Annotated in this window: 18 protein-coding genes; 5 read left to right on the forward strand and 13 right to left on the reverse strand. The window is 68.2% G+C overall.

Annotation, left to right across the window (positions count from 1 at the left end; genetic code table 11):
* Positions 1–293: 293 nt before the first annotated feature.
* From HEP74_RS17165 to HEP74_RS17190, 6 genes are all read right to left on the reverse strand, one after another.
* Positions 294–920, reverse strand: coding sequence for an HAD family hydrolase (locus tag HEP74_RS17165; RefSeq protein ID WP_185813886.1), 627 nt, complete (start codon positions 918–920; stop codon positions 294–296).
* Complete coding sequence (locus HEP74_RS17170) at positions 911–1,630, reverse strand: hypothetical protein (protein ID WP_185813887.1); 720 nt, start codon at positions 1,628–1,630, stop codon at positions 911–913. Before HEP74_RS17170 ends, HEP74_RS17165 begins: the two co-directional genes overlap by 10 nt.
* The gene (locus HEP74_RS17175) at positions 1,627–2,616 is read right to left on the reverse strand and encodes an alpha/beta fold hydrolase (protein ID WP_185813888.1); all 990 of its coding nucleotides are present in this window, start codon (positions 2,614–2,616) and stop codon (positions 1,627–1,629) included. Before HEP74_RS17175 ends, HEP74_RS17170 begins: the two co-directional genes overlap by 4 nt.
* A 206-nt stretch (positions 2,617–2,822) precedes the next feature.
* On the reverse strand, positions 2,823–4,760 hold the full coding sequence (locus HEP74_RS17180; RefSeq protein WP_185813889.1) for a M1 family metallopeptidase: 1,938 nt from the start codon (positions 4,758–4,760) through the stop codon (positions 2,823–2,825).
* Between the two features lie 135 nt (positions 4,761–4,895).
* Positions 4,896–5,657 carry a bifunctional demethylmenaquinone methyltransferase/2-methoxy-6-polyprenyl-1,4-benzoquinol methylase UbiE gene (gene ubiE / locus HEP74_RS17185; protein WP_185813890.1) on the reverse strand — a complete coding sequence of 254 codons (762 nt, stop codon included), beginning with the start codon at positions 5,655–5,657 and terminating at the stop codon, positions 4,896–4,898.
* An 88-nt stretch (positions 5,658–5,745) separates the two neighbouring features.
* A complete protein-coding gene (locus HEP74_RS17190) occupies positions 5,746–6,885 on the reverse strand; it encodes a porin (RefSeq protein WP_185813891.1) in 1,140 nt (379 codons plus the stop codon).
* 266 nt (positions 6,886–7,151) lie between these two features.
* On the opposite strand from HEP74_RS17190, the gene HEP74_RS17195 reads away from it, so the two are divergent.
* A complete protein-coding gene (locus HEP74_RS17195; RefSeq protein WP_185813892.1) occupies positions 7,152–7,607 on the forward strand; it encodes a nucleoside deaminase in 456 nt (151 codons plus the stop codon).
* Positions 7,608–7,620: 13 nt separating this feature from the next.
* On the opposite strand, the gene HEP74_RS17200 is transcribed toward HEP74_RS17195, so the two are convergent.
* Complete coding sequence (locus HEP74_RS17200) at positions 7,621–9,789, reverse strand: TonB-dependent siderophore receptor (protein ID WP_185813893.1); 2,169 nt, start codon at positions 9,787–9,789, stop codon at positions 7,621–7,623.
* 62 nt (positions 9,790–9,851) lie between these two features.
* Between HEP74_RS17200 and HEP74_RS17205 the strand changes: the two genes are divergently transcribed.
* From HEP74_RS17205 to HEP74_RS17215, 3 genes are all read left to right on the forward strand, one after another.
* Positions 9,852–11,018 (forward strand): acetyltransferase domain-containing protein, encoded by a 1,167-nt coding sequence (locus HEP74_RS17205; RefSeq protein ID WP_185813894.1) that lies wholly within the window; start codon positions 9,852–9,854, stop codon positions 11,016–11,018.
* 99 nt (positions 11,019–11,117) lie between these two features.
* Positions 11,118–12,482 (forward strand): DUF2252 domain-containing protein, encoded by a 1,365-nt coding sequence (locus HEP74_RS17210; protein WP_185813895.1) that lies wholly within the window; start codon positions 11,118–11,120, stop codon positions 12,480–12,482.
* A 204-nt stretch (positions 12,483–12,686) separates the two neighbouring features.
* On the forward strand, positions 12,687–13,337 hold the full coding sequence (locus HEP74_RS17215) for a DUF4124 domain-containing protein (RefSeq protein WP_185813896.1): 651 nt from the start codon (positions 12,687–12,689) through the stop codon (positions 13,335–13,337).
* A gap of 186 nt (positions 13,338–13,523) precedes the next feature.
* Here the strand turns inward: HEP74_RS17215 and HEP74_RS17220 are convergent, their stop codons facing one another.
* The 4 genes from HEP74_RS17220 to HEP74_RS17235 form a co-directional block, all read right to left on the reverse strand.
* Positions 13,524–14,486, reverse strand: a complete 963-nt coding sequence (locus HEP74_RS17220) for a Nudix family hydrolase (RefSeq protein WP_185813897.1) — start codon at positions 14,484–14,486, stop codon at positions 13,524–13,526.
* Positions 14,487–14,710: 224 nt separating this feature from the next.
* Entirely contained in the window at positions 14,711–15,094 is a 384-nt protein-coding gene (locus HEP74_RS17225; protein WP_458309628.1) for a VOC family protein, read from the reverse strand.
* 627 nt (positions 15,095–15,721) lie between these two features.
* Positions 15,722–18,460 carry a preprotein translocase subunit SecA gene (secA, locus tag HEP74_RS17230; RefSeq protein ID WP_185813899.1) on the reverse strand — a complete coding sequence of 913 codons (2,739 nt, stop codon included), beginning with the start codon at positions 18,458–18,460 and terminating at the stop codon, positions 15,722–15,724.
* A gap of 163 nt (positions 18,461–18,623) precedes the next feature.
* Entirely contained in the window at positions 18,624–19,571 is a 948-nt protein-coding gene (locus HEP74_RS17235) for a peptidoglycan DD-metalloendopeptidase family protein (RefSeq protein WP_185813900.1), read from the reverse strand.
* Between the two features lie 10 nt (positions 19,572–19,581).
* On the opposite strand from HEP74_RS17235, the gene HEP74_RS17240 reads away from it, so the two are divergent.
* Complete coding sequence (locus HEP74_RS17240; RefSeq protein WP_185813901.1) at positions 19,582–20,058, forward strand: DciA family protein; 477 nt, start codon at positions 19,582–19,584, stop codon at positions 20,056–20,058.
* A 148-nt stretch (positions 20,059–20,206) separates the two neighbouring features.
* On the opposite strand, the gene lpxC is transcribed toward HEP74_RS17240, so the two are convergent.
* On the reverse strand, positions 20,207–21,118 hold the full coding sequence (gene lpxC / locus HEP74_RS17245; RefSeq protein WP_185813902.1) for a UDP-3-O-acyl-N-acetylglucosamine deacetylase: 912 nt from the start codon (positions 21,116–21,118) through the stop codon (positions 20,207–20,209).
* Positions 21,119–21,492: 374 nt separating this feature from the next.
* Positions 21,493–22,713: a cell division protein FtsZ gene (gene ftsZ, locus HEP74_RS17250; RefSeq protein WP_046979230.1), complete on the reverse strand. Its 1,221-nt coding sequence runs from the start codon at positions 22,711–22,713 to the stop codon at positions 21,493–21,495.
* Positions 22,714–22,821 lie beyond the last annotated feature (108 nt).

Below are 22,821 nucleotides of genomic sequence, written 5' to 3' on the forward strand. Positions count from 1 at the left end.
ATAAATCACTGTAGGAGCGGCTTCAGCCGCGACACCTTCCTGACAGAACCAGTCGCGGCTGAAGCCGCTCCTACAAAAGCAATTGCTCGCATGTTGCAGTGGCGATGGCAGGAGAACCAGAAGGATGCAGAGATTGGCAATCCGCTATGCGACGCATGGGCACAGAGCGCCGGATCTGCATAGCGGTGGCAACAACTGCACGCCTTTCGCTCTTTGTGGGAAGGACTTCAGTCCCGACGATGCTTCACCGACAAAGCCTCGGGACTGAAGTCCCTCCCACAGAAAAGAACGCCCTACCCGGTCGCGTCCTGCCACCATTCCAGCAGCGCCGCGCAATCGGCGAAGTGCAAATCGGCCAGCGCCGGCCACAGATTGTCCGCATGCAACAACACCGTCGTCGCACCGGCATGGCGCCCGCACTGCAGGTCGTATTCGTGATCGCCGATCATTGCCAGCGAATGCGGCGCCACGCCCCAATGCGCAGCCAACTGCTGCAGACCGCCAGGATGCGGCTTGGGCGGCGCCTCGTCGCGGCCGAGGATGGCGACCTCCTCGAACAACTCATCGACCCCGATCTCGCGCAGCGTCACCCGCGCCAGCTCCTGCGCATTGCGAGTCAACAGCGCCAGCCGGCAACCGGCCGCATGCAGCGCGCGCAACAGCGCCGGCGCGCCGGGCGCAGCGACAGCGCCCAAGGCCAACGCGCGTTCGTGCTCGAGCAACCACGCGTGCTTGGCCGCGCCCTCCTCGGCCGGCAGCGCGGCCAGATGCTGCAGGATGTCGGCCTGCGGCGGAATCTGCAGCTTACGGCGGATCAGCGCGAAATCGTGCACCGCGCGAGTCAGCGTGCCGTCCATGTCGAACACCCAGTGCCGCACCTGGCGCAGGCGCGCGCCGGGTGCCTCCGCGATCAATCCCATCCCGGCATCTGCGACCCGTCCAGGCCGCCGGTCTCGAACACCGCGATACGGGTGCCGCCGGCCTTCACCGGGAACTCGATCTGCAGCACCGTGGTCTTGCGCGCCAGCTTCCACAACGCCTTGTCGTCGCTGATGAACATCGCGATCGCCTCGTCGGTGTTCGGGCGCCACGCCGCGGCCGCGCGCGGCGCGGCGTCGTCGGCCTTCAACTGCACCTTGCAGCCGCCGGCGCAGCGGAAATCGCCAGCCTGCAGCACCAGGTAGGCGCTGCGCTTCCACTCGGGGTGATCGCGGAACACCAGCTGCATCGGCTTGGGGCCGCTTCCGTCCACATCGACCTTGTCGCGGCTGTACAGCATCGCCGAGCGCTGCGTGCCCTTGCCGGCCGGCACCTGCGAATATTCCCAGGCGGCCTGCATGCGCCGCAGCTCACGCGCCGCCTCGCCCTTGGCCTTGACCTCGGCGTAGCCCGGCTCGATGCGCTCGGCCGCGTCCGAACCGGGATACTGCTCCAGCAGCGCCGCGCCATGGATGCGCGCCAGGTCCCAGTTGCCGGACTTCACCGCGGCGTCGTATTGCTTGGCCAGATCGTCGGCGGCCTGCGCCTTGGCCTGCGCTTCGGCCGCGGCCTGCGCCTTGCGCTCGGCCTCGTGGTCGCCGCAACCGGCCAGGGCGACGGCGCATAGCGCGCCGAGCAGAATGCGTTTCATCGGGGGACTCCTCGTTGGATCAAAGTAGCGATCGCCTGTGCGACCTCGTCAGGCTTCTCGACGATGGACATGTGGCCGCTGCCGTCGAGCAGCACCTGCAGCGCCTGCGGCACGCGCTCGGCGTACAGCGCCAGCGCGCTGGCATCGATCACCGCGTCCTGCACGCAGTTCAGCAGCAGCGCCGGCTGGCGGATGCGAGCGGCTTCCTCGAACGGCAGAAAGGCCTCCTCGCTGCGTCCGATCCGCGCCAGCACCTGCTGTTCGAAGCCGGCCTCGCTGCGCCGCCAAGCGACGATCGACGACACCGCCCAGGACGGGATGCGCGGCTTGCTCGGCTCCAGCAGGAACACCGTATCGATGTAGCGGCGCAGCGAGTCGGCGTCGTACACCGCGAACGGATTGTCGCCATCCAGCACCGCCTGGCCGAAGGCGTTGTCGGCGAAGCGCACGCCAGCAGCGTTGAGCAGGCCAACGCGATCGAACAAGTGCGGATGGCGCGCCGCGGCGAGCGCGGCGATGCCGCCGCCCATGGAATGCCCGATCAGCACGCATTCGCTGCCCGTACCGCGCACGCACCGCGCGGCGAACGCGGCCACGCGCTCGGCCTGTGCGACGAAGCCGTAGTCCTGCCCGTCGATGCGCTGGCTCTCGGCCCAGCCGGGCAGATCGGGAATGAACAGGTGATAGCGATCGCCGAGCGCGCGCGCCAGCGGCAACCAGTTCTCCTTGCTGCCGGTGAAGCCATGCACCAGCAGCAGCGCAGGGGCGGCGGGATCGGCCGCGGCGCGGTGCAGGTAGGTCCAGCGATGCCCGGCGACCTGCGTCTGGCAACGCTGCAGGCCGCTGCCCCAGCGCAGGCGCAGGCTCTCCAGGCGCACCAGCAGGACCGGCTTGCTGCGCAACAACAGCACCGCGCCCACCAGCAGCGCCAAGCCCACGGCCAGCGCGGTGAACGCCAGTAGCAGCAACAACGTCAGCAGCAACATGGAAGAGCCGGGAACCGGAAACGGGCCATGCGCCTACCTTCGCATGCGGCCTGGTTTGCGCCAAGTCCTGCATGCTGGGGCGTTACGCCCGGGGTCGGTATGCCGCAGGCAGTGGGCAGCGGCAATCGCCGTTGCGCAAAAGAAGACGGCGCCGGGACTGCTCCCGGCGCCGCGATCCGTGCCGTGCGTTCGCACGCAGCGCCGCCTCAGTGCGCGGCGGCGCCCTTGTCGGCCTTGGCCAGCATGTCTTCCACCGACACCGTGGTGATCGGGTGGTAGCCGGGCTTGGCCTGGGCGAAGACCTGCTTGGCGAAGGCCAGGCCGTCCGGGATCTTCACCAGCTCGGCGTAGATCGGCAGGATCAGCTTGCGGCGGCCGACGCGGGCGATGAACTCGCCGGCGGCCGGGCGCGCGTCGGCATAGCCGCTGCGGATCGCCAGCGGATACCAGCGCATGGCGATCTCGCCGTTCGCGGTGCCGGTGAAGTGATAGGCGGCATCGAGCTGCTTGAGCTGCTCGGGCTTCAGCGTGGCGCCCAGGCCGCTGAGGAAGCGCGTCCACTCCTGCGTGCTCCACGCATCGGTGACCTGCTTGCCCGGCAAGGTGCCGCTGCCGGCCCAGGCGATGCGCGCGGTATCGACCATCGCGAAGTTGCGCGAACGCGCCTTCTGCGCGAATGCCGGAATGCCCGGCTCGTCCAGCCACGCGTGCAGCTCGGCCTCGCTGACCGCATCGGGCTTCTTGGCCAGCAGGTTCTTCTTCAGATAGTCGACGAACTGATCGGTGTTGGCGCTCTGGAACGCATGGTCGTCGAACCAGCCGCGCAGGAACGCATCGAAGGTGGCGCGGCCGAAGCGCTGTTCCAGGAACTGCAGGAACCAGGCGCCCTTGACGTAGGCGACCTGGCTCAGCGCATCGTCCGGATCGCGTTCGGTCAGCGCCGGCAGCGCCAGCGCCTGGTCGGCCGGGCTCATGTCCTTGACCTCGGCGAGCAGGTCGGTCTGGTCGATCTCGCGCTCCATCTCCGCCGCTTCGGCGCCGTATAGCGCTTCGGTGATGCGCGCCTGCACGTAGGTGGTGAAACCTTCGTTGAGCCAGATGTCCTTCCAGCTGGCGTTGGTCACCAGGTTACCGGACCAGCTATGCGCCAGTTCGTGCGCGATCAGCGACACCAGCGACTTGTCGCCGACGATCACGGTCGGGGTGGCGAAGGTCAGGCGCGGGTTCTCCATGCCGCCGAACGGGAACGACGGCGGCAGCACCAGCATGTCGTAGCGGCCCCAGCGGTACGGACCGTACAGCGTCTCGGCGGCGACGATCATCTTCTCGGTGTCCTCGAACTCCTTGGCCGCCTTGTCGGCCATGGACGGTTCGGCCCAGATGCCCGAACGCTCGGAGATCGGCTTGAACACCAGGTCGCCGGCGGCGATGGCCAGCAGGTAGGACGGGATCGGCTGCGGCATCTTGAACGTGTAGTCGCCGTCGCGCGCCGCCTTCGGATCGTTGTCGGCGCTCATCAGCACCATCACGTCCGGGCGCGACACGACGTGCGCGCTGTAGGTGAAGCGCACGCTCGGCGTGTCCTGCAGCGGCACCCAACTGCGCGCATGGATCGCCTGCGACTGGCTGAACATGAAGGGCAGCTTCTTGCCTTCGGTCATCGACGGCTCCAGCCACTGCAGGCCCGAGGCGGTCGCGGCGGTGTGGTAGGCGATGGTGACCTTCTGCGGCTGGTTCGGCGCTTCGATGGTCAGCTTGCTGCCGTAGATCTTGTCCACCGGCGCCAGCGCGTATTGCAGCGGCGCCAGGTTGCCCTTGCCGTCGTCGCCCTGCACGTTCTCGATGGTCAGCTCGCGCGTGTCCAGCAGCAACTGCTTGGCGCTCTTGTCCTTCCAGTCCAGCGTGTAGGTGGCGGTGCCGCCGATCTGCTTGCTGTCGAAGTCCAGCTTCAGGTCCAGCGCCAGGTCCTTGATCACGACCTTGCCCGGCTCGGCGTAGGAGCTTTCGTCGTGGCTGCGGTCGGCGGGTTTCACGGCGGCGGGCGCGGGCTTGGCGGCGGGAGCGGCGGCTTCGCTAGGAGCCTCGCGGGAACAACCGGTCGCGATGACCGCGGCCAGGGACAGCAACAGGAACGGGGAACGCATGGCGGACAGCACCGGTTCGGGGAAACCGGAAGTTTACCTTGACGGCCGGGATTGGGGATTCGGGATTGGGGATTCGTAAAGAGCGCATTGCCCCGCTTTTACGAATCCCGAATCTCCAATCCCTAATCCCCGCCGTCAAATCTTGTAGCCCGAGTGGATCGCGACGATGCCGCCGGTCAGGTTCTTGTAGTGGCTGCGCTCGAAGCCGGCCTCGGCCATCATGCCCTTCAGCGCGTCCTGCGGCGGGTGCTTGCGGATGCTCTCGGCCAGGTATTGGTAGCTGTCGGCATCCTTGGCGAACAGCTTGCCCAGGCGCGGCAGGATCTTGAACGAATGGAAGTCGTAGATCGGCTTGAACCAGTCGGCGGTGACCGCGGAAAATTCCAGCACCCGCGCCTGCCCGCCGACCTTCAGCACCCGGTACATCTCGCGCAGCGCCGCGTCCTTGTCGGTGACGTTGCGCAGGCCGAAGGCGATGGTGACCAGGTCGAAGCTCTGGTCCGGGAACGGCAGCGCCTCGGCGTTGCACTGCACGTAGTCCAGGCCCGCGACCAGGCCGCGGTTGGTCAGCCGGTCGCGGCCTACCGACAGCATGCCGGCATTGATGTCGCCCAGCACCACCGCGCCGTCGTCGCCGACCCGCTCCTTCAGCAGCGCGGCGATGTCGCCGGTGCCGCCGGCCAGGTCGAGCACGCGGTCGCCCGGCTTGACCTGCGCGGTGGCCACGAAATAGCGCTTCCAGGCCCGGTGGATGCCCAGGCTCATCAGGTCGTTCATCAGGTCGTAGTTGCCGGCGACCGAGGTGAACACCTCGCCGACCAGCTTCTGCTTGTCCTTGGCATCGACATCGCGGAAGCCGAAATGGGTTGTGCCGGTCTTGTAGGGGGATTCGCTCATGGCGGGATTATCGCACTGCCGGCGCCGTCGTGGTCTGCGGCCGAGGGTCGCAGCCGCCACGCGGCGCCGGCCAGGTACCGGCCCACGTTCAGAATTTCAGCACCAGGCCCACGTCCACGCCCTCGATGCCGTAGCCGCCGGCGTCGCCCTGGCCGAGGTCGGCGGAGGTCTGTTCGTTGCTGTAGGCGATCGTGCAGGTGCCGCCGGCGCCATTGTCGATCCGCGCGTAGTCGGCGTAGAGATAGGCCTTGGGCGACAAAGTGTGCTGGTAGCCCACGCCCCATTTGTTGCAGGTATTGTCCACGTAGGACGAATCGCGCCGGCTCCAGGCCGCCTTCCACAGGCCGTTGGCGCCCATCGGCGCGGTGAAGCCCAGCAGATAGCCCTTGTGCTCGTGGTAGAAGCCGAGCGCGGCGACGTCGAACGGCTGCTGGATGTCGATGCGTTCGTAGAACCCGTACAGCTTGAACGGGCCGACGTCATAGCTGGCCCCGAACAGATTGATCTTGAGCCGGGTCAGGCCGGGCACGTCGTTCCACCATTCCTCTTCGTGGTCGTAGCCCAGGCTCAGCGGTCCGTTGCTGTAGCCCAGGATCACCGCATACAGCGGACTGCGGCTGTCGCGGTCGCTGACGCCGAGCAGGTTCGGCGTATAGGCGAAGGTGGCGTTGAGTCCCCGCCAGGTGGGCGTGACGTAGACCACCGCGTCCTTGGCCCGCGACACCACCACCTGCAGGGACCCGGCGCTGGCGACCGACCGGCCCTTGAACGGATCGTATTGCTTGAGCACCGCGGCGCGCCCGCCGTCGACGGTGCCGCCGAGCAGCGTGCCCCAGCCGCCGGTCGCGCCCAGCCAGGCATGCCGGGTGTAGAACGTGTCGCCGCCGCTGCCGGCGTCCTTGTCGCCGGTCAGGTCGACCCCGACCTCGACCTCGCCGATCAGGCGGGTGCCGTTGCCGAGGTCGTAGCCGAGCTTGAGGCCGAGATTGCTGCCGTCGGAGCCGGCGGCGCTCTGCAGATCGTGTTCGCTGCCGCTATCGACGACCGCACCATTGCCGCCGCGGCGGCCGACGTAGCCGATGTCCAGCGTGCCGTACAGCGAGGCGCTGGCCGCGCCGTCGCTCCATTGCAGTCCCTGCACCTTTTCCTGGTCTTGCGCCTGCGCGCCGGTCGCCATCCCTGCGGCCACGGCCAGCCCGCCAATCCCTTTCCACATCGTGGTGCGCATCGCGTGTCTCCTGTCGTCGGACAACAGCGTTTCTGCAGCAAGGCCTGCGCCGAGCCGGTGATGCGGGGGGTGGGGTAGAGCGTTCATAGCCCCATTTGCGCGGTAAGTAAAGCCGCAGCGCACGCCGTCGGCAACGCTGATGCGGCGCGCGCGCGCTGCTTTCGCAAAGACGCCGCCGCGTGCGCCCGCGCCGCGCCGGCTTGCGGTGGTGACAGCCCGCGCCGCCATGCGCACTATGGCGTCATCCCGCCACGGAGCCGCACTCGATGATCGCCACGCCCGACTACCGCACCCTGCTCGACACCGCCATCGCCGAGGCCCGCCAGGGCCTGGCCGAAGGCGGGATCCCGATCGGCGCGGCGCTGTACCACAACGACGGCCGCCTGCTCGGCTGCGGCCACAACCGCCGCGTGCAGGAAGGCGACCCGTCGGTGCACGGCGAGACCGATGCGTTCCGCAAGGCCGGCCGCCAGCGCCGCTACAAGGACACCATCATGGTCACCACGCTGGCGCCGTGCTGGTACTGCAGCGGCCTGGTGCGGCAGTTCAACATTGGCACCGTGGTGGTCGGCGAATCGGTGACTTTCCAGGGCGGCATCGACTGGCTGCGCGAGAATGGAGTCAATGTGATCGACCTGCACAGCCAGGAGTGCATCGACCTGCTCGGCGGCTACATCGCGGCCAATCCGGACGTGTGGAACGAGGATATCGGCGAGGACTGAGCGCGCGCCGCGCTCAGAACCGGTACTGCACACCGGCGCTGACGGTGCGCGCCGTGCCCACCGCCACCCACGGCGTCGCCGCGACCGAACTGGTGTAGTAGCTGCGGTCGAACACGTTGTCCACGTCCAGCGACACGCGCAACCGTTCGTCGATGCGCCAGTAGGCCATCAGCTTGGCCACGGTGTAGGCCGGCAAGCGTGCCGGTGCGATGCCGGCGTCGGCCTGCGCCTGGGTATAGGCCTCGGCCAGCCGCGCGCCGGTATGGGTGATGCCGCCGCCGACGCCGAACAGTCCGCCGCCGGGCAGCGGCGTCTCGCGCACCGCCAGCACGCTGCCGTTGAGCCTGGGCACGTTGATCAGGCTGCCGCCGACCTGCAGCGTGTTGTCGCGCAGCACCTGCACCCGGTTCCACGAGGCGCTGGCGTTGAGCCGCCAGTGCGCGCTCAGCTGGCCGGAAACGTCGGCCTCGGCGCCGCGGCTGCGCACGCGGCCGGCGGCGATCTGGTTACCCGGATTGCGCGGATCGCCGGTGAGCACGTTGTCCTTGACGATCTCGTACAACGCCAGGGTGCCCCCGAGGCGGCCGTCTCGCGCCTGCCACTTGCCGCCCAGCTCCAGCGCGCGGCCGGTTTCCGGCGCCGGCGTGGTGCTGGTGCCGGTGCCGTACCAGACGTCGGAGCCGCTGTTGGGGCGGAACGAACGCCCCGCATTGACGTACCACGACCATTGCTCGCCCGGCGCATAGCTCAGGCCGATGCGCGGCGTGGTCCTGGCCGGGGTCTGCGCGTAGCGGCCGCCGCTGCGGCGGTCCTCCAGCGTCTGCCGGTAGCGGTCGTGGCGCAGGCCGAGCAGCAGCGTCCACTGCGCGTTCAACGCCACCGCGTCCTGCAGGTACAGCGCCAGGTTGCGCTGGCGCTCGTGGGTATCGACGAACGGCAGCGGCGTCGGCAGCGCTTGCCCGTAGATCGGCGCGAACAGGTCAAGCGCGTACGGCGCGGCGGCGCTGGGGCGGACCCGCAGCATGCGTTGCTCGAGCACGAAGTCGTAGGCCTCCATGCCGACCAGCAGATCGTGGCGCCAGGTGCCGCTGCGCACCTGGCCGCGCAGTTCGGCCTGCAGCGCACTGTCGTGCGAGGCGAAGTCGCGCCAGCGCCGCTGCCGCCACAGCGTGCGCGCATCGGCCTGTACCGCGCTGGGTTCGGTGGAGTAGCCGCGCAGGCTGGCGTCGCGCTGCGACGCGGCGAGCAGCCCGCTCCATGTCTCGGAGAACGCGTGCCGCAGCAGCAGTTGGTGATTGCGGTTCTCGACCTGCACGTCGCCATCGCCCGGCTCGCCGAGGAAGCGCGAACGCGGCAGCGCGCGCAGGTCGCCGCGCACCGCGACCACGCCGCGGTCCAGCGGCGTGCGGTGGCGCAGCCATTCGCCGTTGTAGTCCAGCGTGGTGGCCTCGCCCAGGCGCCAGCTCAGCGCCGGCGCGAGGAAGCGGCGCTGCGTCTGCACGAAGTCGCGGAAGCTGTGCCTGTCCTCGGCGGCGAGGTTGAGCCGGTAGGCGACGCTATCGCCCAGCGGCCCGGTGCTGTCGGCCGCGACGCGGTAGGCGTCGTGGCTACCGGCGGACAGTTCCAGCGCGGTCGCCGGCCGCCACTGCGGCAGCTTGGTGACGATGTTGAGCGTGCCGCCCGGTTCGCTGCTGCCGTACAGCGCCGCCGCCGGTCCTTTCAGGAACTCGATCGCCTCGATGTTGGCGGTGTCGCGCGGCGCGTTGTAGCCGCGGTTGCCGGCCAGGCCATTGAGCAGGGTCGCGCTGCCGGTGTTTTCGTTGCCGGGCAGCCCGCGCACCGCGAAGTTGTCCCACAGCCCGCCGAAGCCGTTCTGCCGCGAGATGCCGCCGACGTAGTCCAGCGTGCCGTCCAGGTGCGTCGCGCCGAGGTCGTCGATCGCCTGCCGCGGCAGCACCCGCACCGATTGCGGCAACTGGCGCAGGCTCAGCTCGGTCTTGCTGCCCTGAGTGGCATCGGCGTAGTAGGTGCCCGAGTCGCGGCGCCCGACCACGCGCACCGTGTCCAGTTCGGCTGGCTCGGACGCGGCGTCGAGGACCGCATCGGCATCGGCCGGACCGGCGCTCAGGCCGGCCAGCAAGGCGGCAACGAAGGACAGCGAATGCGGCGAACGTGGCGGCATGGAGCGAAGCACCCGAAAAAAGAAATGTTATATTATTTCAATATTGGCACGAACCGCAGCGCATGTCTTCCGCCTCCCCCGCCCTTTCCCCAGCCTCCTCGCGCCTGGCCTCGATCGATCTGCTGCGCGGCACCGTGATGCTGCTGATGCTGCTCGACCACGTGCGCGAGACGTTCTATCTGCATCACCCGATCGGCGATCCGGTGGACGTGGAAACCACCGCCCCGGCGCTGTTCGTGGCGCGCCTGCTGGCGCACCTGTGCGCGCCGGTGTTCGTGTTCCTGACCGGGCTGTCGGCGTGGCTGTACGCAGCGCGGCAGCCACGTGGCCGCAAAGCGGCGGCGGCGTTCCTGCTCAAGCGCGGACTGTTCCTGATCGTGCTGGAACTGACCCTGGTCAACTTCGCCTGGACCTTCTCGTTCCCGCCGCAGGTGCTGTACCTGCAGGTGATCTGGGCGATCGGGCTGAGCATGCTGGCGCTGGCGGCCTTGCTGTGGCTGCCGCGCCCGCTGCTGGCGCTGCTCGGCGTGGCGCTGGTCGCCGGGCACAACCTGCTCGATGGCGTACACATGCCCGGCGACGGTCCATTGGCCACGGCCTGGGCCGTGCTGCACGATCGCAGCTGGCTGCACCTGGGCGAGCTGCGCGTGCGCACCTCGTATCCGTTGCTGCCATGGATCGGGGTGATCGCGCTGGGCTATGCGGCCGGCCCCTGGTACGGCGCCGGCACCGCGGCGCCGCAACGCCGGCAGCTCCTGCTGGCCTGTGGCCTCGGCGCGCTGGCGCTGTTCCACCTGCTGCGCTGGCACAACGGCTACGGCGATGCGCCCTGGCGCGACCAGGCCGACGTGGCGCACACCGCGATGAGCTTCTTCAACCTGACCAAGTACCCGCCGTCGCTGCTGTTCCTGCTGCTGACCCTGGGCGTGGGCCTGCTGTTGCTGCGTCTGTACGAGCACCCGCCGCTGGCCAGGCTGCTGGCACCGCTGGCGGCGATCGGCGCGGCGCCGATGTTCTTCTACCTGCTGCACCTGTACGCGCTGAAGCTGCTGTACCTGGCGGCGCTGGCGTACTGGGGCGCGAACCACGGCGCATTGTTCGGCGTGGACAGTGTGGCGGCGCTGTGGGCGATCGCCGCGGTGTTGGGCGTGGCGCTGTACTGGCCGGTGGCGGCGTTCGCGCGGCTGAAGGCGCGGCGCCGCGACCTGGCCTGGCTGCGCTATCTGTAGCGACGCCTGCGCCGGGTCGGATCGCACCGGCCCCGGATTCATCGCCGTGCAATGCCGGCATGCTCGACTGGTCGCCCTGTTCGCGCCTGGAGACCTGCGATGCCCACCCGCCTGCCGCGCCTGCTGCTGATCGGCCTGATCTTCGCCGCCACCGCCGGCTGCGCCACCGCCGCGAGCCAGCGCGATGCCTGGGTGGTGCAGCAGATCCACGACTACAACCATCCCTATGCGGCGCAGCAGGCCGAGCTGGACACCAAGCTGGCGACGATGGCCGGCAGCGCCTACGCGTTCTATCGCGGCACCGACCATCTGTTCTACCAGGACATGAAGACCCTGCCGGCCTCGCTGTGGACCAGCCCGCAGACCGGCTACACCTGGCTCGGCGGCGACACCCACATCGGCAACTTCGACGCCGCGCGCGACAGCAGCGGCAAGGCGGTGTTCAAGGTCGCCGACTTCGACGAGGGCCATCTCGGCCAGTACGTGTGGGACCTGCGCCGGCTGGCGGCAAGCATGGTCCTGGCCGGGCGCGACAACGGCCTGTCCGACAGCGACATCGGCAGCGCGATCGACACGATGGTCGGCGCGTACCTGGACAAGATCGGCGACTTCAAGGGCAGCGACGCCGAGAGGAATTTCCAGCTGGCCAAGAGCAACACCAGCGGCGTGGTGGCCAAGGCCATCGACAGCGCCGACGGCAAGAGCCGCAGCAGCCTGCTGGCCAAATACACCGCGGTCGGCGGCGGCAAGCGCATGTTCCAGAGCCTGGACAACCTGGTCGCGGTGAACAGCGCCACCGCGTCGGCAGTCGCCGCGGCGATGAACGGCTACGTGGCCTCGATCGCCGCGTCCAAGCGCTACGCGTCCAGCTACTACACGATCAAGGACGTGCGCCAGAAACTCGGCTCGGGCACCGGCAGCCTGGGCCGGCAGCGCCTGTACGTGCTGATCGAAGGCGCCAGCAGCGCGACCGGCGACGACGTGATCCTGGAATGGAAGCAGGAAGCGGCCAGCGTGGTCGCCGTCGCCGCGCCGTCGCAGATGCCCGCCTCCAGCTACGACAACCACGAAGGCGAGCGCGTGGCGCGCACCGCCAAGGCGCAGACCCTGGATGCCGACGTGCTGACCGGCTACGCCAGCGTCGCCGGCGTGCCGTTCTACGTGCACGAGAAATCGCCGTTCCAGGAAGACCTGGATCCGGCCGCGCTGAGCAGCGCCGGCAAGCTGGCCACCGCCGCCACCTACCTGGGCCAGGCGCTGGCCTCGGCGCACGCGCTGTCCGACCAGGACTACGATCCGGCGGTGGTCGGTTACAGCATCGACAAGCAGATCGACGCGGCGGCCAGCAGCAAGAGCGGATTGAAGTCGGAACTACGCCAGTTCGCGTTCGACTACGCCGCGCAGGTGCAGCTGGACTGGCAGGGATTCGTGGCGGCGTACCAGGCGGGGACACCGTTGTACTGAGCGCTAGGTTCACCGCCAGCGAAACCTGTAGGAGCGGCTTCAGCCGCGACCGGGCGAAGCCGCCAAGCACACAATGCTCGCGAAGGATCAGGACCGATGCCCCTATCCCGCAGCAACCGTGCTCCTACGCCTCGCCAACGCTGCCGCCTGTACCCTCACCTAGCGCAGCTTCCCACACACCAGGCCTGCAGCTAGGCTGGCGCGATGCGCGCGCCCTCGTCGATCCTCCTGTTGCTCTGCCTGTGCGCCGCGCCCGCCGCCGCGCAGAAGGTGAATCGCTGCACCGGCGCCGACGGCGCCACGGTGTTCAGCGATCGCCGTTGCGAAGACCTGGGTGCGATCGACCGTTTGCCGCCGCGCACCGCGCCCAGTGCGGCCAGCGAAGGCGCCAGCGGCCTGTACCGGCCGCAATGCGTGCGCCGGCTGAGCGAACTGGCGCAGCAGATCCGCACCGCGGTGGATGCACGCGACGTCAATCGCCTGTCCACGCTGTATTGGTGGAACGGCGTCTCGGACGAGGCGGCGCGGCGCATCCTCGACCGCCTCGACGCGATCACCCAGCGGCCGTTGGTGGCGATCGTGCCGGTGGTGCCGGACCTGTCGGCGCAGGCGGCCTACCCAGCGGCCACGCTCCCGGCGTCCGGCACCTTGGCCGCTGCCGAGCAACGCACACCGGATGCCGCATCCGCGACGCCCCAGACATCGACCAGCACCGCAGGCAGCGAAAACGCCACACCGCCGCGCGCACGCGCGACCGGCTTGCGCCTGGAACAGACCCTCGGCAGCAGTGCGACCCCGACCTCGACCGTGCTGAGCCTGCGCCGCCAGTACAACTGCTTCTGGATCAGTTTCTAGCGCGCTCGACCTGGGTTTCCGCAGCCTGCATGATCCTCTGGGAATTGCCCGAGCTCGACCGAAACGTCATCCGCAGCCGCGCACGAGCTAATGACTGCGATCTGCGCGCACTGCGCCATCAACCTGTTCGCATCGCGCAACAGACCATGATCGACGCACGACACCGTTCGCTGCCTCCCCCCACTGTCAGGCAGCGTCCACATCCACCGGCCACAGCCCACGGATCGCGGCGATCCCCTGACCACCATGGCGGCGCGCTTCGGCCACCTGCGCCGGCAGCAGGCCGCCGATCGGGTACAGCGGCAGCGCCACTTCCTCGCGCAGGCGCTCGAACGCTTCCCAGCCCATCGGTGCGGCGCCGGGATGGCTGGCGGTAGCGGCCAGCGGGCCGACCACGGCGAAATCGCAGCCGAGCCGCTGCGCCGCCTGCAGCTCTTCCACGCTATGGCAGGACGCGGCAACGCATTGCCCCGCCGGCAGCGGACGAGCCTCGAACTGCGACAACTGCTCCGCGCCGAGGTGCACGCCGACGCCCAATTCCTGCGCCAGGGCCAGATCGCGATTGACCAGCACCTGCGCGCCGCGCGCCACGCACAGCGCCGCCGCGGCCCGTGCCAGCGGCTGCCAGCTGGCAGCTGGCAGGCTGCGCGCGCGCAGCTGTACGCGCTGCACGCCGCCTTGCAGCGCGCGTTCCAGCGACGCCAGCCAGCGCTCGGGATCGACCGGCTCCGGCGTCACCAGATAGCGATCGGGCTGGCGCAGCATCGCCACCACCGGCTGGTCGGCCGGCGGCATCGCGTAGCGGCCCAGCTTGTCCGGCGTCACCCAGGTCAGCGCCTGGCCCTCGCGGCCGCGCGCAGTGCCCTTCCACGACAGCACCTGGCGCATCTCCAGGCGCAGCCTTTTGTCCGGATAGCGCTGCGGCACTTCCATCAGCTGCGCGCCGACCGTCGCCTCGATACCCAGTTCCTCCTGCAGCTCGCGCACCAGGGCCTGCTCGGAGGTCTCGCCCGGCTCGCGCTTGCCGCCGGGGAACTCCCACAGGCCGGCGAGATCGCGCCCCTCGGTACGCCGGGCCAGCAAGATACGGCCGCGGGCATCGGTGATGACCCCGGCGACGACATGGATGGATCTGAGCGGTTCGGACATGGCGCAAGCTTGCCGTCTTCGGCGGTGCCAACGCAATGAATCCGGTTCACATCGTCGGCGATCCGCGTAGCGCGGCAGCGATCCGCAAGCATTCGGCCGACGTACGGCGCGGCGACGACCTGGACGACGCGGCAACAACGACGAAACCGACCGCACACGGCCATGCAAATGGACTACCCGCGGACGGTGGCGCCGGCGGTACCGAAACAGCCCGGCTCCCTCCCTTACCCAGGAAGGTCGTGTCCGATCCGCCACAGCACCCCACCCGGATCGTGCAGGGTGAAGTCGCGCATGCCCCACGGCCGATCCTCCGGCACGCCGATGCGCGCACCGTAGCGGCCGGCCAGATCGGCGGCATCGAGCCGCCGCCACCAGGCATCGGCATCCTCCACCCACAGGTGCAGCATCAGGTTGTGCGCCAGCGCCTGCTCGTAGAAATCCTGCAGCAGGAACGCACAGCGCTCGCCATGGCGAAAACAGACGAGTCCGTCGCCAAGCGGCTCCGCCACGAAGCCCACCTCGCGATAGAACTCCACGGACTGCGCGAAGTCGCGCGCCGGCACGAACACCTTCAACTCAAGACTGGCGGAACGCTCCACGGCATGCATCCAATGGCAATAGCGACAGCGAGCACCCTACCCGCAGAACACGCGACACGCCACACCGGCAAGCACGCCCCCAAGCCTCCCCAAAAACAAAACGCCCCGCACAAGGCGGGGCTGTAGATACAAGGGTTTGACCAATCACCGCACCGTCTGGAGCAAAGCCTAGCCCCTCTCCCGCCTGGAGAGGGGCTGGGGTGAGTGTCCGGCGCGAAGCGTCTCGTGAAGTTTGGGTGCACGAGGCTGCGCCCGTACCCTCATCCGCCCCTGCGGGGCACCTTCTCCCGATGGGAGAAGGAACAGCCGCTTTAGCCCCTCTCCCCTGGGAGAGGGGTTGGGGTGAGGGTCCGGCGCGAAGCGTCTCGCGGAGTTTGGTACACGAGGCTGCGCACGTACCCTCATCCGCCCCTCCGGGGCACCTTCTCCCGGTGGGAGAAGGGAACAGCCGCTTAGCCCCTCTCCCGCCGGGAGAGCGGTTGGGTGAGGGTCCGGCGCGAAGCGTCTCGCGGAGTTTGGGGCGCGCGCCGACAGGTGCGGGGTTTTGGAGAGTGATGAGCCGGAGCCCACGTTTTTGCGAAGCCAAACGTAGCGCTGTTGCGCGAATGTGCAACAGCGCTCGCGATAGCGCTTCTCTTAACTCAACTGCCCATGGCAATGCTTGTACTTCTTGCCGCTGCCGCACGGGCACGGATCGTTGCGGCCGACCTTGGGCGCCTCGCGGGTGACCTGCGCCACCTGCTGCGGGTTGTCGCCCAGCGCCATCTGCTCGACTTCCTCGTCGGCGCTGTAGCCGCCGGCGTCCTGATGCTGGAACTGCGCCTGGCGCAGCTGCGCCTCCATCTGCTGGCGTTCCTGCGCTTCCAGCGCCGCCACCTCTTCCTCGCTGCGGATGCGCACGCGCGCCAGCAAGGTCACCACCTCGCGCTTGGCGTGCTCGAGCATCTCCGAGAACAGTTCGAAGGCTTCCTTCTTGTATTCCTGCTTCGGCTGCTTCTGCGCATAGCCGCGCAGGTGGATGCCCTGGCGCAGGTAGTCCATGCGCGCCAGGTGCTCCTTCCAGCTCTGGTCGAGCACGGTCAGCATTACGTGCTTTTCCAGCGCACGCATGGTCTCGCCGCCGACTGCCGATTCCTTCTCCTGGAAATGGCGATCGACTTCCTCGCGCACCTTCTCGGCGATGCCGGCCGCATCCAGTTCCTCGTGGCGCTTGACCAGGTCGGTCAGCGACAGCGGCAGGCCCAGGTCGCTGGACAGGGTCGCTTCCAGCCCGGCCAGGTCCCACTGCTCGTCGATGGAGTTCGGCGGCACGAAACGCGCCACCAGATCGTAGATCACGTCGTCGCGGATGCCGTCGACGTTGTCCTTGACCGACTCGGCATCGAGCAGCTCGTCGCGCTGCGCGTAGATCACCTTGCGCTGGTCGTTGTTGACGTCGTCGAAGTCGAGCAGGTTCTTGCGGATGTCGAAGTTGTGCGCTTCGACCTTGCGCTGCGCCTTTTCGATCTGGCGGCTGACCATGCGGTCCTCGATGACGTCGTCTTCCTTCATGCCCATCATCCGCATCGCCTTCTGCACCCAGTCGGAGGCGAAGATGCGCATCAGGTTGTCTTCCAGCGACAGGTAGAAGCGCGAGGAACCCGGATCGCCCTGGCGGCCGGAACGGCCACGCAGCTGGTTGTCGATACGCCGCGACTCGTGGCGCTCGGTGCCGATGATGTGCAGGCCGCCAGCGGCCTTGACCGCGTCGTGACGCTCCTGCCAGGCGGCCTTCAGGCGCGCGCGTTCGTCGTTGCTCAGGTCCTCGCCCAGCGCGTGCAGCTCCGCTTCCAGCGAGCCGCCGAGCACGATGTCGGTACCGCGGCCGGCCATGTTGGTGGCGATGGTCACCGCGCCCGGCTGGCCGGCGTTGGCGACGATCTGCGCCTCGCGCTCGTGCTGCTTGGCGTTGAGCACCTCGTGGGTGACCCCGGCCTTGCGCAGGTGCTCGGAGAGCATCTCCGAGGTCTCGATCGAGGTGGTGCCGACCAGCACCGGCTGACCGCGCTTGGCGCAATCCTCGATGTCGGCGAGCACCGCGTTGAACTTGCCCTGGCGGTTGAGGAACACCTGGTCCGGCCAGTCCTTGCGGATGGTCGGGCGGTTGGTCGGGATCACCACCACTTCCAGGTTGTAGATGCTCTGGAATTCGTAGGCTTCGGTATCGGCCGTACCGGTCATGCCGGACAGCTTGTTGTACATGCGGAACAGGTTCTGGAAGGTGATGCTGGCCAGCGTCTGGTTCTCGCGCTGCACCGGCACGCCTTCCTTCGCTTCCACTGCCTGGTGCAGGCCGTCGGACCAGCGCCGGCCCGGCAGGGTGCGGCCAGTGAATTCGTCGACGATGACCACTTCGCCGTCGCGCACGATGTAGTCCACGTCGCGCTGGTAGATCGCGTGCGCGCGCAGCGCGGCGTTGAGGTGGTGCACCACGCTGAGGTTCTGCGCGCCGTACAGGCGGTCCTCGTCGTTGGTCAGGATGCCGGCCGCGCGCAGCAGCTCTTCGGCGTGCTCCATGCCCGCCTCGGACAGATGCACCTGCTTACCCTTCTCGTCGACCCAGAAGTCGCCCTCGCCTTCCTCGGACTCCTGCTTGGTCAGCTGCGGCACGATGCGGTTGACGCGGATGTACAGCTCCGGCGAATCGTCGGCCGGGCCGGAGATGATCAGCGGGGTGCGCGCCTCGTCGATCAGGATCGAGTCCACTTCGTCGACGATGGCGTAGTTCAGGCCGCGCTGATAGCGGTCGGCCTTGGACAGCGCCATGTTGTCGCGCAGGTAGTCGAAGCCGAATTCGTTGTTGGTGCCGTAGGTGATGTCGGCGGCGTAGGCGGCGTGCTTGTCGCTGTGCGGCATGCCCGGATAGACCACGCCCACGCTCAGCCCCAGCCAGTTGTACAGCTTGCCCATCTGCGCGGCGTCGCGGCGCGCCAGGTAGTCGTTGACGGTGACCACGTGCACGCCCTTGTCTTCCAGCGCGTTGAGGTACACCGGCAGCGTCGCCACCAGGGTCTTGCCTTCGCCGGTGCGCATTTCCGCGATCTTGCCCAGGTGCAGGACCATGCCGCCGATCAGCTGCACGTCGTAATGGCGCATGCCGAGCACGCGGCGGCTGGCCTCGCGGCACACCGCGAAGGCTTCCGGCAGCACCTTGTCCAGGCTCTCGCCGCCGGCGATGCGCGCGCGCAGTTCCGGGGTCTTGGCCTGCAGCTGCGCGTCGGAGAGCTGCTCCATCTCCGGTTCCAGCGCATTGACCTTGGCGACGATACGGTGGAGCTGACGCAGCTGGCGTTCGTTGCGACTACCGAAAACGCGAGTAAGCAGACTGTTGATCATTGAAGGAACCGGTTGGAAAGGAACGCCCGTACGGCCCAATCCCCCAGGGAATCGGCGGGCCGCAAACGAAACAGGGCGCGAGGCGCCCTGTCGTGGCAAAGCGTATTGTAGCTTGGGGCGGGCTCCGGCGATTCAAGCGCCGGCACGCCGCCCCAGGCCCGACTCAGCCGCGGCCGCGGCGGCCCACCGGGGTGGCGCCGTCGCCGAGGAACTTGGCCGGATTCATCACCACGCCGTCCTTCCAGACCTCGAAGTGCACGTGCGCGCCGGTGGAACGGCCGGTGGAGCCGGCCTTGGCCACTTCCTGGCCGACCCGCACCAGATCGCCGACCTTCACCGACAAGCGCGAATTGTGCGCGTAGCGGGTGACATAACCGTTGCCGTGATCGACCTCGACCACGTTGCCGTAGCCGCCGCGCACGCCCGAGTAGCTGACCACGCCATCGGCCACGGCCAGCACCGGGTCGCCGACGTTGGCGTGGAAGTCGATGCCCTTGTGGTTGCCAGCGCCACCGCCGAACGGATCGGCGCGGCCGCCGAAACCGGAGGTGATGTAGCTGTTGCGGATCGGCATCCGCGACGGCACCGCGTTCTGGTCAAGCTGGTGGTCAAACAGCAGCGATTCGAGCACCGACAGCTGCTGGCCGGAGGTGGCGAACTGCTGCTGCAGCCCGTCCAGCTCCTTGTTCAGCTGCGGCGCCGGCATGTCCTGGCTGACCTCGTCGTCGCCGCCACCGACGCCGACCGGCTGGTCGAAGTCGAATTCGCCGTCCTGCAGCTTGCCCATGCGGGTCAGGCGTTCGCCCAGCGCGTTCAGGCGCGTGGCCTGCGCCTGCAGCTCGCCCAGCCGCGCGGCCAGCGCGTTGACCTGGGTCTGCGCGTCGCGGCGCACCTGCGCCAGCTCCGCGTCCTGCCGCTCCACCTTGGCCCGCAGCTGCGCCGAACCGACGAAGCCGGTCGCGGCGCTGACGCCGATGCCGAGTACCATGCCCACCGCCAACACCGTGCCCAGCACGGCCAGGGGACGCCGGTCTGCGAACTCGCGCAGACGCCAAGGCAGGTCCTTTATCCCCTTTTCACGCGAATTGATTACGATCTTCTTAAACGCCATATGAGTTTTCATGTCTAAGCGAAAGTCCGGCGAGGGCCATACCACCGCGCCGATGCCGGCGTTGGACGCCGCATTGGCGGACAAGGTGGGCGACCCGTTGCGGCGTGCCTTGTGGCTCGACGCGCTGGACCGACAGTTGCGCCCCCATCTGCCGCCGAATCTGGCCTCCCGTTGCCGGTTGGCCAATGTGAACGGCGAACAGCTCGTTTTTCTCGTTGACTCTCCGGTCTGGCACGCCCGGGTAAGGCTCGCCGAGGCCGATATCCTCGCTGCGGCCCGGTCCCTCGGGCTGAAGGCCACCAGGGTGACCGTCAAGACTGCGACTGCATCCGCGCATTCCCCAATGCAACAGGCAAGAAGCAGGCCAGCACCGGTTTCCGCTGCGACGCACAAGGGATTGCGCGACGCGCTGGCGTCCTTGCAGGACGTCGATTCCACGACGCCTGAAGCAACGACGGCCTCCGGCCGGCGCGGTCTGCGTACGTAGACACGCACGACACGACCCGACGCATCCTAGCGGGCGCCGGCGCCGAGGTCGTTATCGATTCGTTAAATAGAAGTTAAGAAGGGCCGAAGGCGCGATGGATCGCCCATTCCGTGATCCCTGACCGGCCCCGGCCGCGGGGCGGAAAACTTTAGGCGTAAGCCACGGCCCCGTAGGCCACCGGTGCCGGCACGGCCTTGGAATCGAAGCTCACCCACTCCCACGCGGCCTGCTCGGCGAGCAGTGCGCGCACCAGCTTGTTGTTCAGCGCATGGCCGGATTTGTAGCCTTCGTAGGCGCCGAGGATGGCGCCGCCGGCCAGGTACAGGTCGCCGATCGCATCGAGGATCTTGTGCCGCACGAACTCGTCGGCGTAGCGCAGGCCGTCGTCGTTGAGCACACGGAATTCGTCGAGCACGATGGCGTTGTCCATCGACCCGCCCAGGCCCAGATTGCGCTCGCGCATGTACTCCAGGTCGCGCATGAAACCGAAGGTGCGTGCGCGGGAGATTTCCTTGATGTAGGCCATGGTCGAGAACTCGATTTCCTGGCGCGACTGCTTGGCCGGGATCATCGGGTGGTCGAACTGGATGGTGAAGCCGAGCTTGTAGCCGTCGTACGGCTCGAAGCGGGCGATCTTGTCGCCGTCGCGCACTTCCACCGGACGCTTGATGCGGATGAAGCGCTTGGGCTTGCCCTGCTCGACGATGCCTGCCGACTGCAGCAGGAACACGAACGGGCCGGAGGAACCGTCCATGATCGGCAATTCGGCCGAGGACAGCTCGACGATGGCGTTGTCCACGCCGAGGCCGGCCATCGCCGACATCAGGTGTTCCACCGTCTGGATCTTGGCGTCGCCACGGCTCAGCCCGGTGCACAGCGTGGTCTCGGTGACCAGTTGCGCATCGGCCGGCACTTCCACTGCCGGTTCCAGATCGACGCGCCGGAACACGATGCCGTGATCGGCCGGCGCAGGACGCAGGGTCATGTACACCTTGTCGCCGCTATGCAGGCCTACGCCAGTGGCGCGGATCGTGTTCTTGAGGGTGCGTTGCTGGGTCATGGGAGACAGTCTGGGAACGTCAGCTCAGACGGGAACTGAACGGAATTGAGAATATCACGCGTTTAGCCAAATTTTAACAATGCGGTCACAGCGTCCTATTTGCGCAACGCTGGCGGAGGCCGGCGTCGCGGTCGCAAAAACCTGCCGGGTCGAGACGACCCGGCAGCAAAGGACACGGCACGCCGAACGGGCGGACACTCCCGCTCGGCGGTGTTGCGGCCGGCGCAGGGCCGGCATGGCGAAACCTCAGTCGGCCTGGCGGCGCAGGGCGGGCCGCGTGCTTGCGAAGCACTGCTTCGCACGCGGACCCGCGCCTGGCCACGGATGGCCAGGCTGGGCCATCCGCAAGCCGAACTGTCGCGCCAAGGACGGCATCAGTCGGCCTGGCGTCGCAGGAAAGCAGGAATGTCCAGGTAGTCGTTCGGCAGATCGGCCGCCGCCGGTGCCGGTGCGGACGCGCCCATCGCATCGCTGCTCGGACGCCGCAGACCCAGGCCCATCGCGCCGCCGACCGCCTTGGACACGGCGTCGCCGCCATGCTCGAAGTCGCCGAATTCCGGCTGACCGGTGGTCGCGTTGCGCACCAGCTTGATCGGCGCGCGCTGCTCCGGACGCTGGGTCTGGCGCGACACGGCACGGTTCAGGCCGGTGGCGACCACAGTCACGCGGACCTCGTCCTGCATGTCCGGATCGAGCACGGTGCCGACCACGACGGTCGCGTCTTCCGAGGCGAAGCCTTCGATGGTGCGGCCGATCTCGTCGAACTCGGCCATGGTGAAGTCCGGACCGGCGGTGATGTTGACCAGGATGCCGTTGGCGCCGGCCAGGTTGACGTCGTCCAGCAGCGGGTTCTGGATCGCCGCTTCGGCTGCCGCCTGCGCGCGGTCGTCGCCGCGTGCCGAGCCGGTGCCCATCATCGCCAGGCCCATTTCCGACATCACGGTGCGCACGTCGGCGAAGTCGACGTTGATCAGGCCCGGACGCACGATCAGGTCGGCGATGCCCTGCACGGCGCCCTGCAGCACGTCGTTGGCGGCGCGGAACGCCTGGATCATGGTGGCGTTGCGGCCGAGCACGGTGATCAGCTTTTCGTTGGGGATGGTGATCAGCGAGTCGCAATGCTGGCTCAGTTCCTCGATGCCCTTCAGCGCGACCTGCATGCGCCGGCGGCCTTCGAACGGGAACGGCTTGGTGACCACGGCGACGGTCAGGATGCCCATCTCCTTGGCCAACTGCGCGACCACGGGTGCGGCGCCGGTACCGGTGCCGCCGCCCATGCCGGCGGTGATGAACACCATGTCCGCGCCCTGCAGCGCGTCCATGATGCGTTCGCGATCTTCCAGCGCAGCCTGGCGGCCGACTTCCGGATTCGCGCCGGCGCCCAGGCCCTTGGTGACGTTGGTGCCGAGCTGCAGCTGCAGCTTGGCGCCGCAGTTCTTGATCGCCTGCGAGTCGGTGTTGGCGGTGATGAACTCCACGCCGTCCACGCTGCTGCTGACCATGTGCGCGACCGCGTTGCCGCCGCCGCCGCCCACGCCGACCACCTTGATTACCGCGTTGGGTGCCATCTTTTCAATCAGTTCGAAATGCGCCATGTCCGTGTCCTCTTTGAGCCGGGATTCGGGATTAGGGAGTGGGGATTCGGAACAGCTCCGATCCTCGTTCCCGCCTCTCCGTCCGGCGAGTGTTGTTGTTTGGAAGCC

It is taken from the genome of Xanthomonas sp. SS (genome assembly GCF_014236835.1).
Taxonomy (GTDB): Bacteria; Pseudomonadota; Gammaproteobacteria; order Xanthomonadales; family Xanthomonadaceae; genus Xanthomonas_A.

Excerpts from the sequence above, each read along its gene's own strand:
- HEP74_RS17170 (WP_185813887.1), bottom strand. The coding sequence starts at position 1,630 with ATGAAACGCATTCTGCTCGGCGCGCTATGCGCCGTCGCCCTGGCCGGT.
- HEP74_RS17165 (WP_185813886.1), bottom strand. The coding sequence starts at position 920 with ATGGGATTGATCGCGGAGGCACCCGGCGCGCGCCTGCGCCAGGTGCGG.
- HEP74_RS17240 (WP_185813901.1), top strand. The coding sequence starts at position 19,582 with ATGTCTAAGCGAAAGTCCGGCGAGGGCCATACCACCGCGCCGATGCCG.
- HEP74_RS17220 (WP_185813897.1), bottom strand. The coding sequence starts at position 14,486 with ATGTCCGAACCGCTCAGATCCATCCATGTCGTCGCCGGGGTCATCACC.
- ubiE (WP_185813890.1), bottom strand. The coding sequence starts at position 5,657 with ATGAGCGAATCCCCCTACAAGACCGGCACAACCCATTTCGGCTTCCGC.
- HEP74_RS17180 (WP_185813889.1), bottom strand. The coding sequence starts at position 4,760 with ATGCGTTCCCCGTTCCTGTTGCTGTCCCTGGCCGCGGTCATCGCGACC.
- HEP74_RS17195 (WP_185813892.1), top strand. The coding sequence starts at position 7,152 with ATGATCGCCACGCCCGACTACCGCACCCTGCTCGACACCGCCATCGCC.
- HEP74_RS17215 (WP_185813896.1), top strand. The coding sequence starts at position 12,687 with ATGCGCGCGCCCTCGTCGATCCTCCTGTTGCTCTGCCTGTGCGCCGCG.
- secA (WP_185813899.1), bottom strand. The coding sequence starts at position 18,460 with ATGATCAACAGTCTGCTTACTCGCGTTTTCGGTAGTCGCAACGAACGC.
- HEP74_RS17235 (WP_185813900.1), bottom strand. The coding sequence starts at position 19,571 with ATGGCGTTTAAGAAGATCGTAATCAATTCGCGTGAAAAGGGGATAAAG.
- lpxC (WP_185813902.1), bottom strand. The coding sequence starts at position 21,118 with ATGACCCAGCAACGCACCCTCAAGAACACGATCCGCGCCACTGGCGTA.
- HEP74_RS17190 (WP_185813891.1), bottom strand. The coding sequence starts at position 6,885 with ATGCGCACCACGATGTGGAAAGGGATTGGCGGGCTGGCCGTGGCCGCA.
- HEP74_RS17205 (WP_185813894.1), top strand. The coding sequence starts at position 9,852 with ATGTCTTCCGCCTCCCCCGCCCTTTCCCCAGCCTCCTCGCGCCTGGCC.
- HEP74_RS17210 (WP_185813895.1), top strand. The coding sequence starts at position 11,118 with ATGCCCACCCGCCTGCCGCGCCTGCTGCTGATCGGCCTGATCTTCGCC.
- HEP74_RS17225 (WP_458309628.1), bottom strand. The coding sequence starts at position 15,094 with ATGCATGCCGTGGAGCGTTCCGCCAGTCTTGAGTTGAAGGTGTTCGTG.
- HEP74_RS17175 (WP_185813888.1), bottom strand. The coding sequence starts at position 2,616 with ATGTTGCTGCTGACGTTGTTGCTGCTACTGGCGTTCACCGCGCTGGCC.
- HEP74_RS17200 (WP_185813893.1), bottom strand. The coding sequence starts at position 9,789 with ATGCCGCCACGTTCGCCGCATTCGCTGTCCTTCGTTGCCGCCTTGCTG.
- ftsZ (WP_046979230.1), bottom strand. The coding sequence starts at position 22,713 with ATGGCGCATTTCGAACTGATTGAAAAGATGGCACCCAACGCGGTAATC.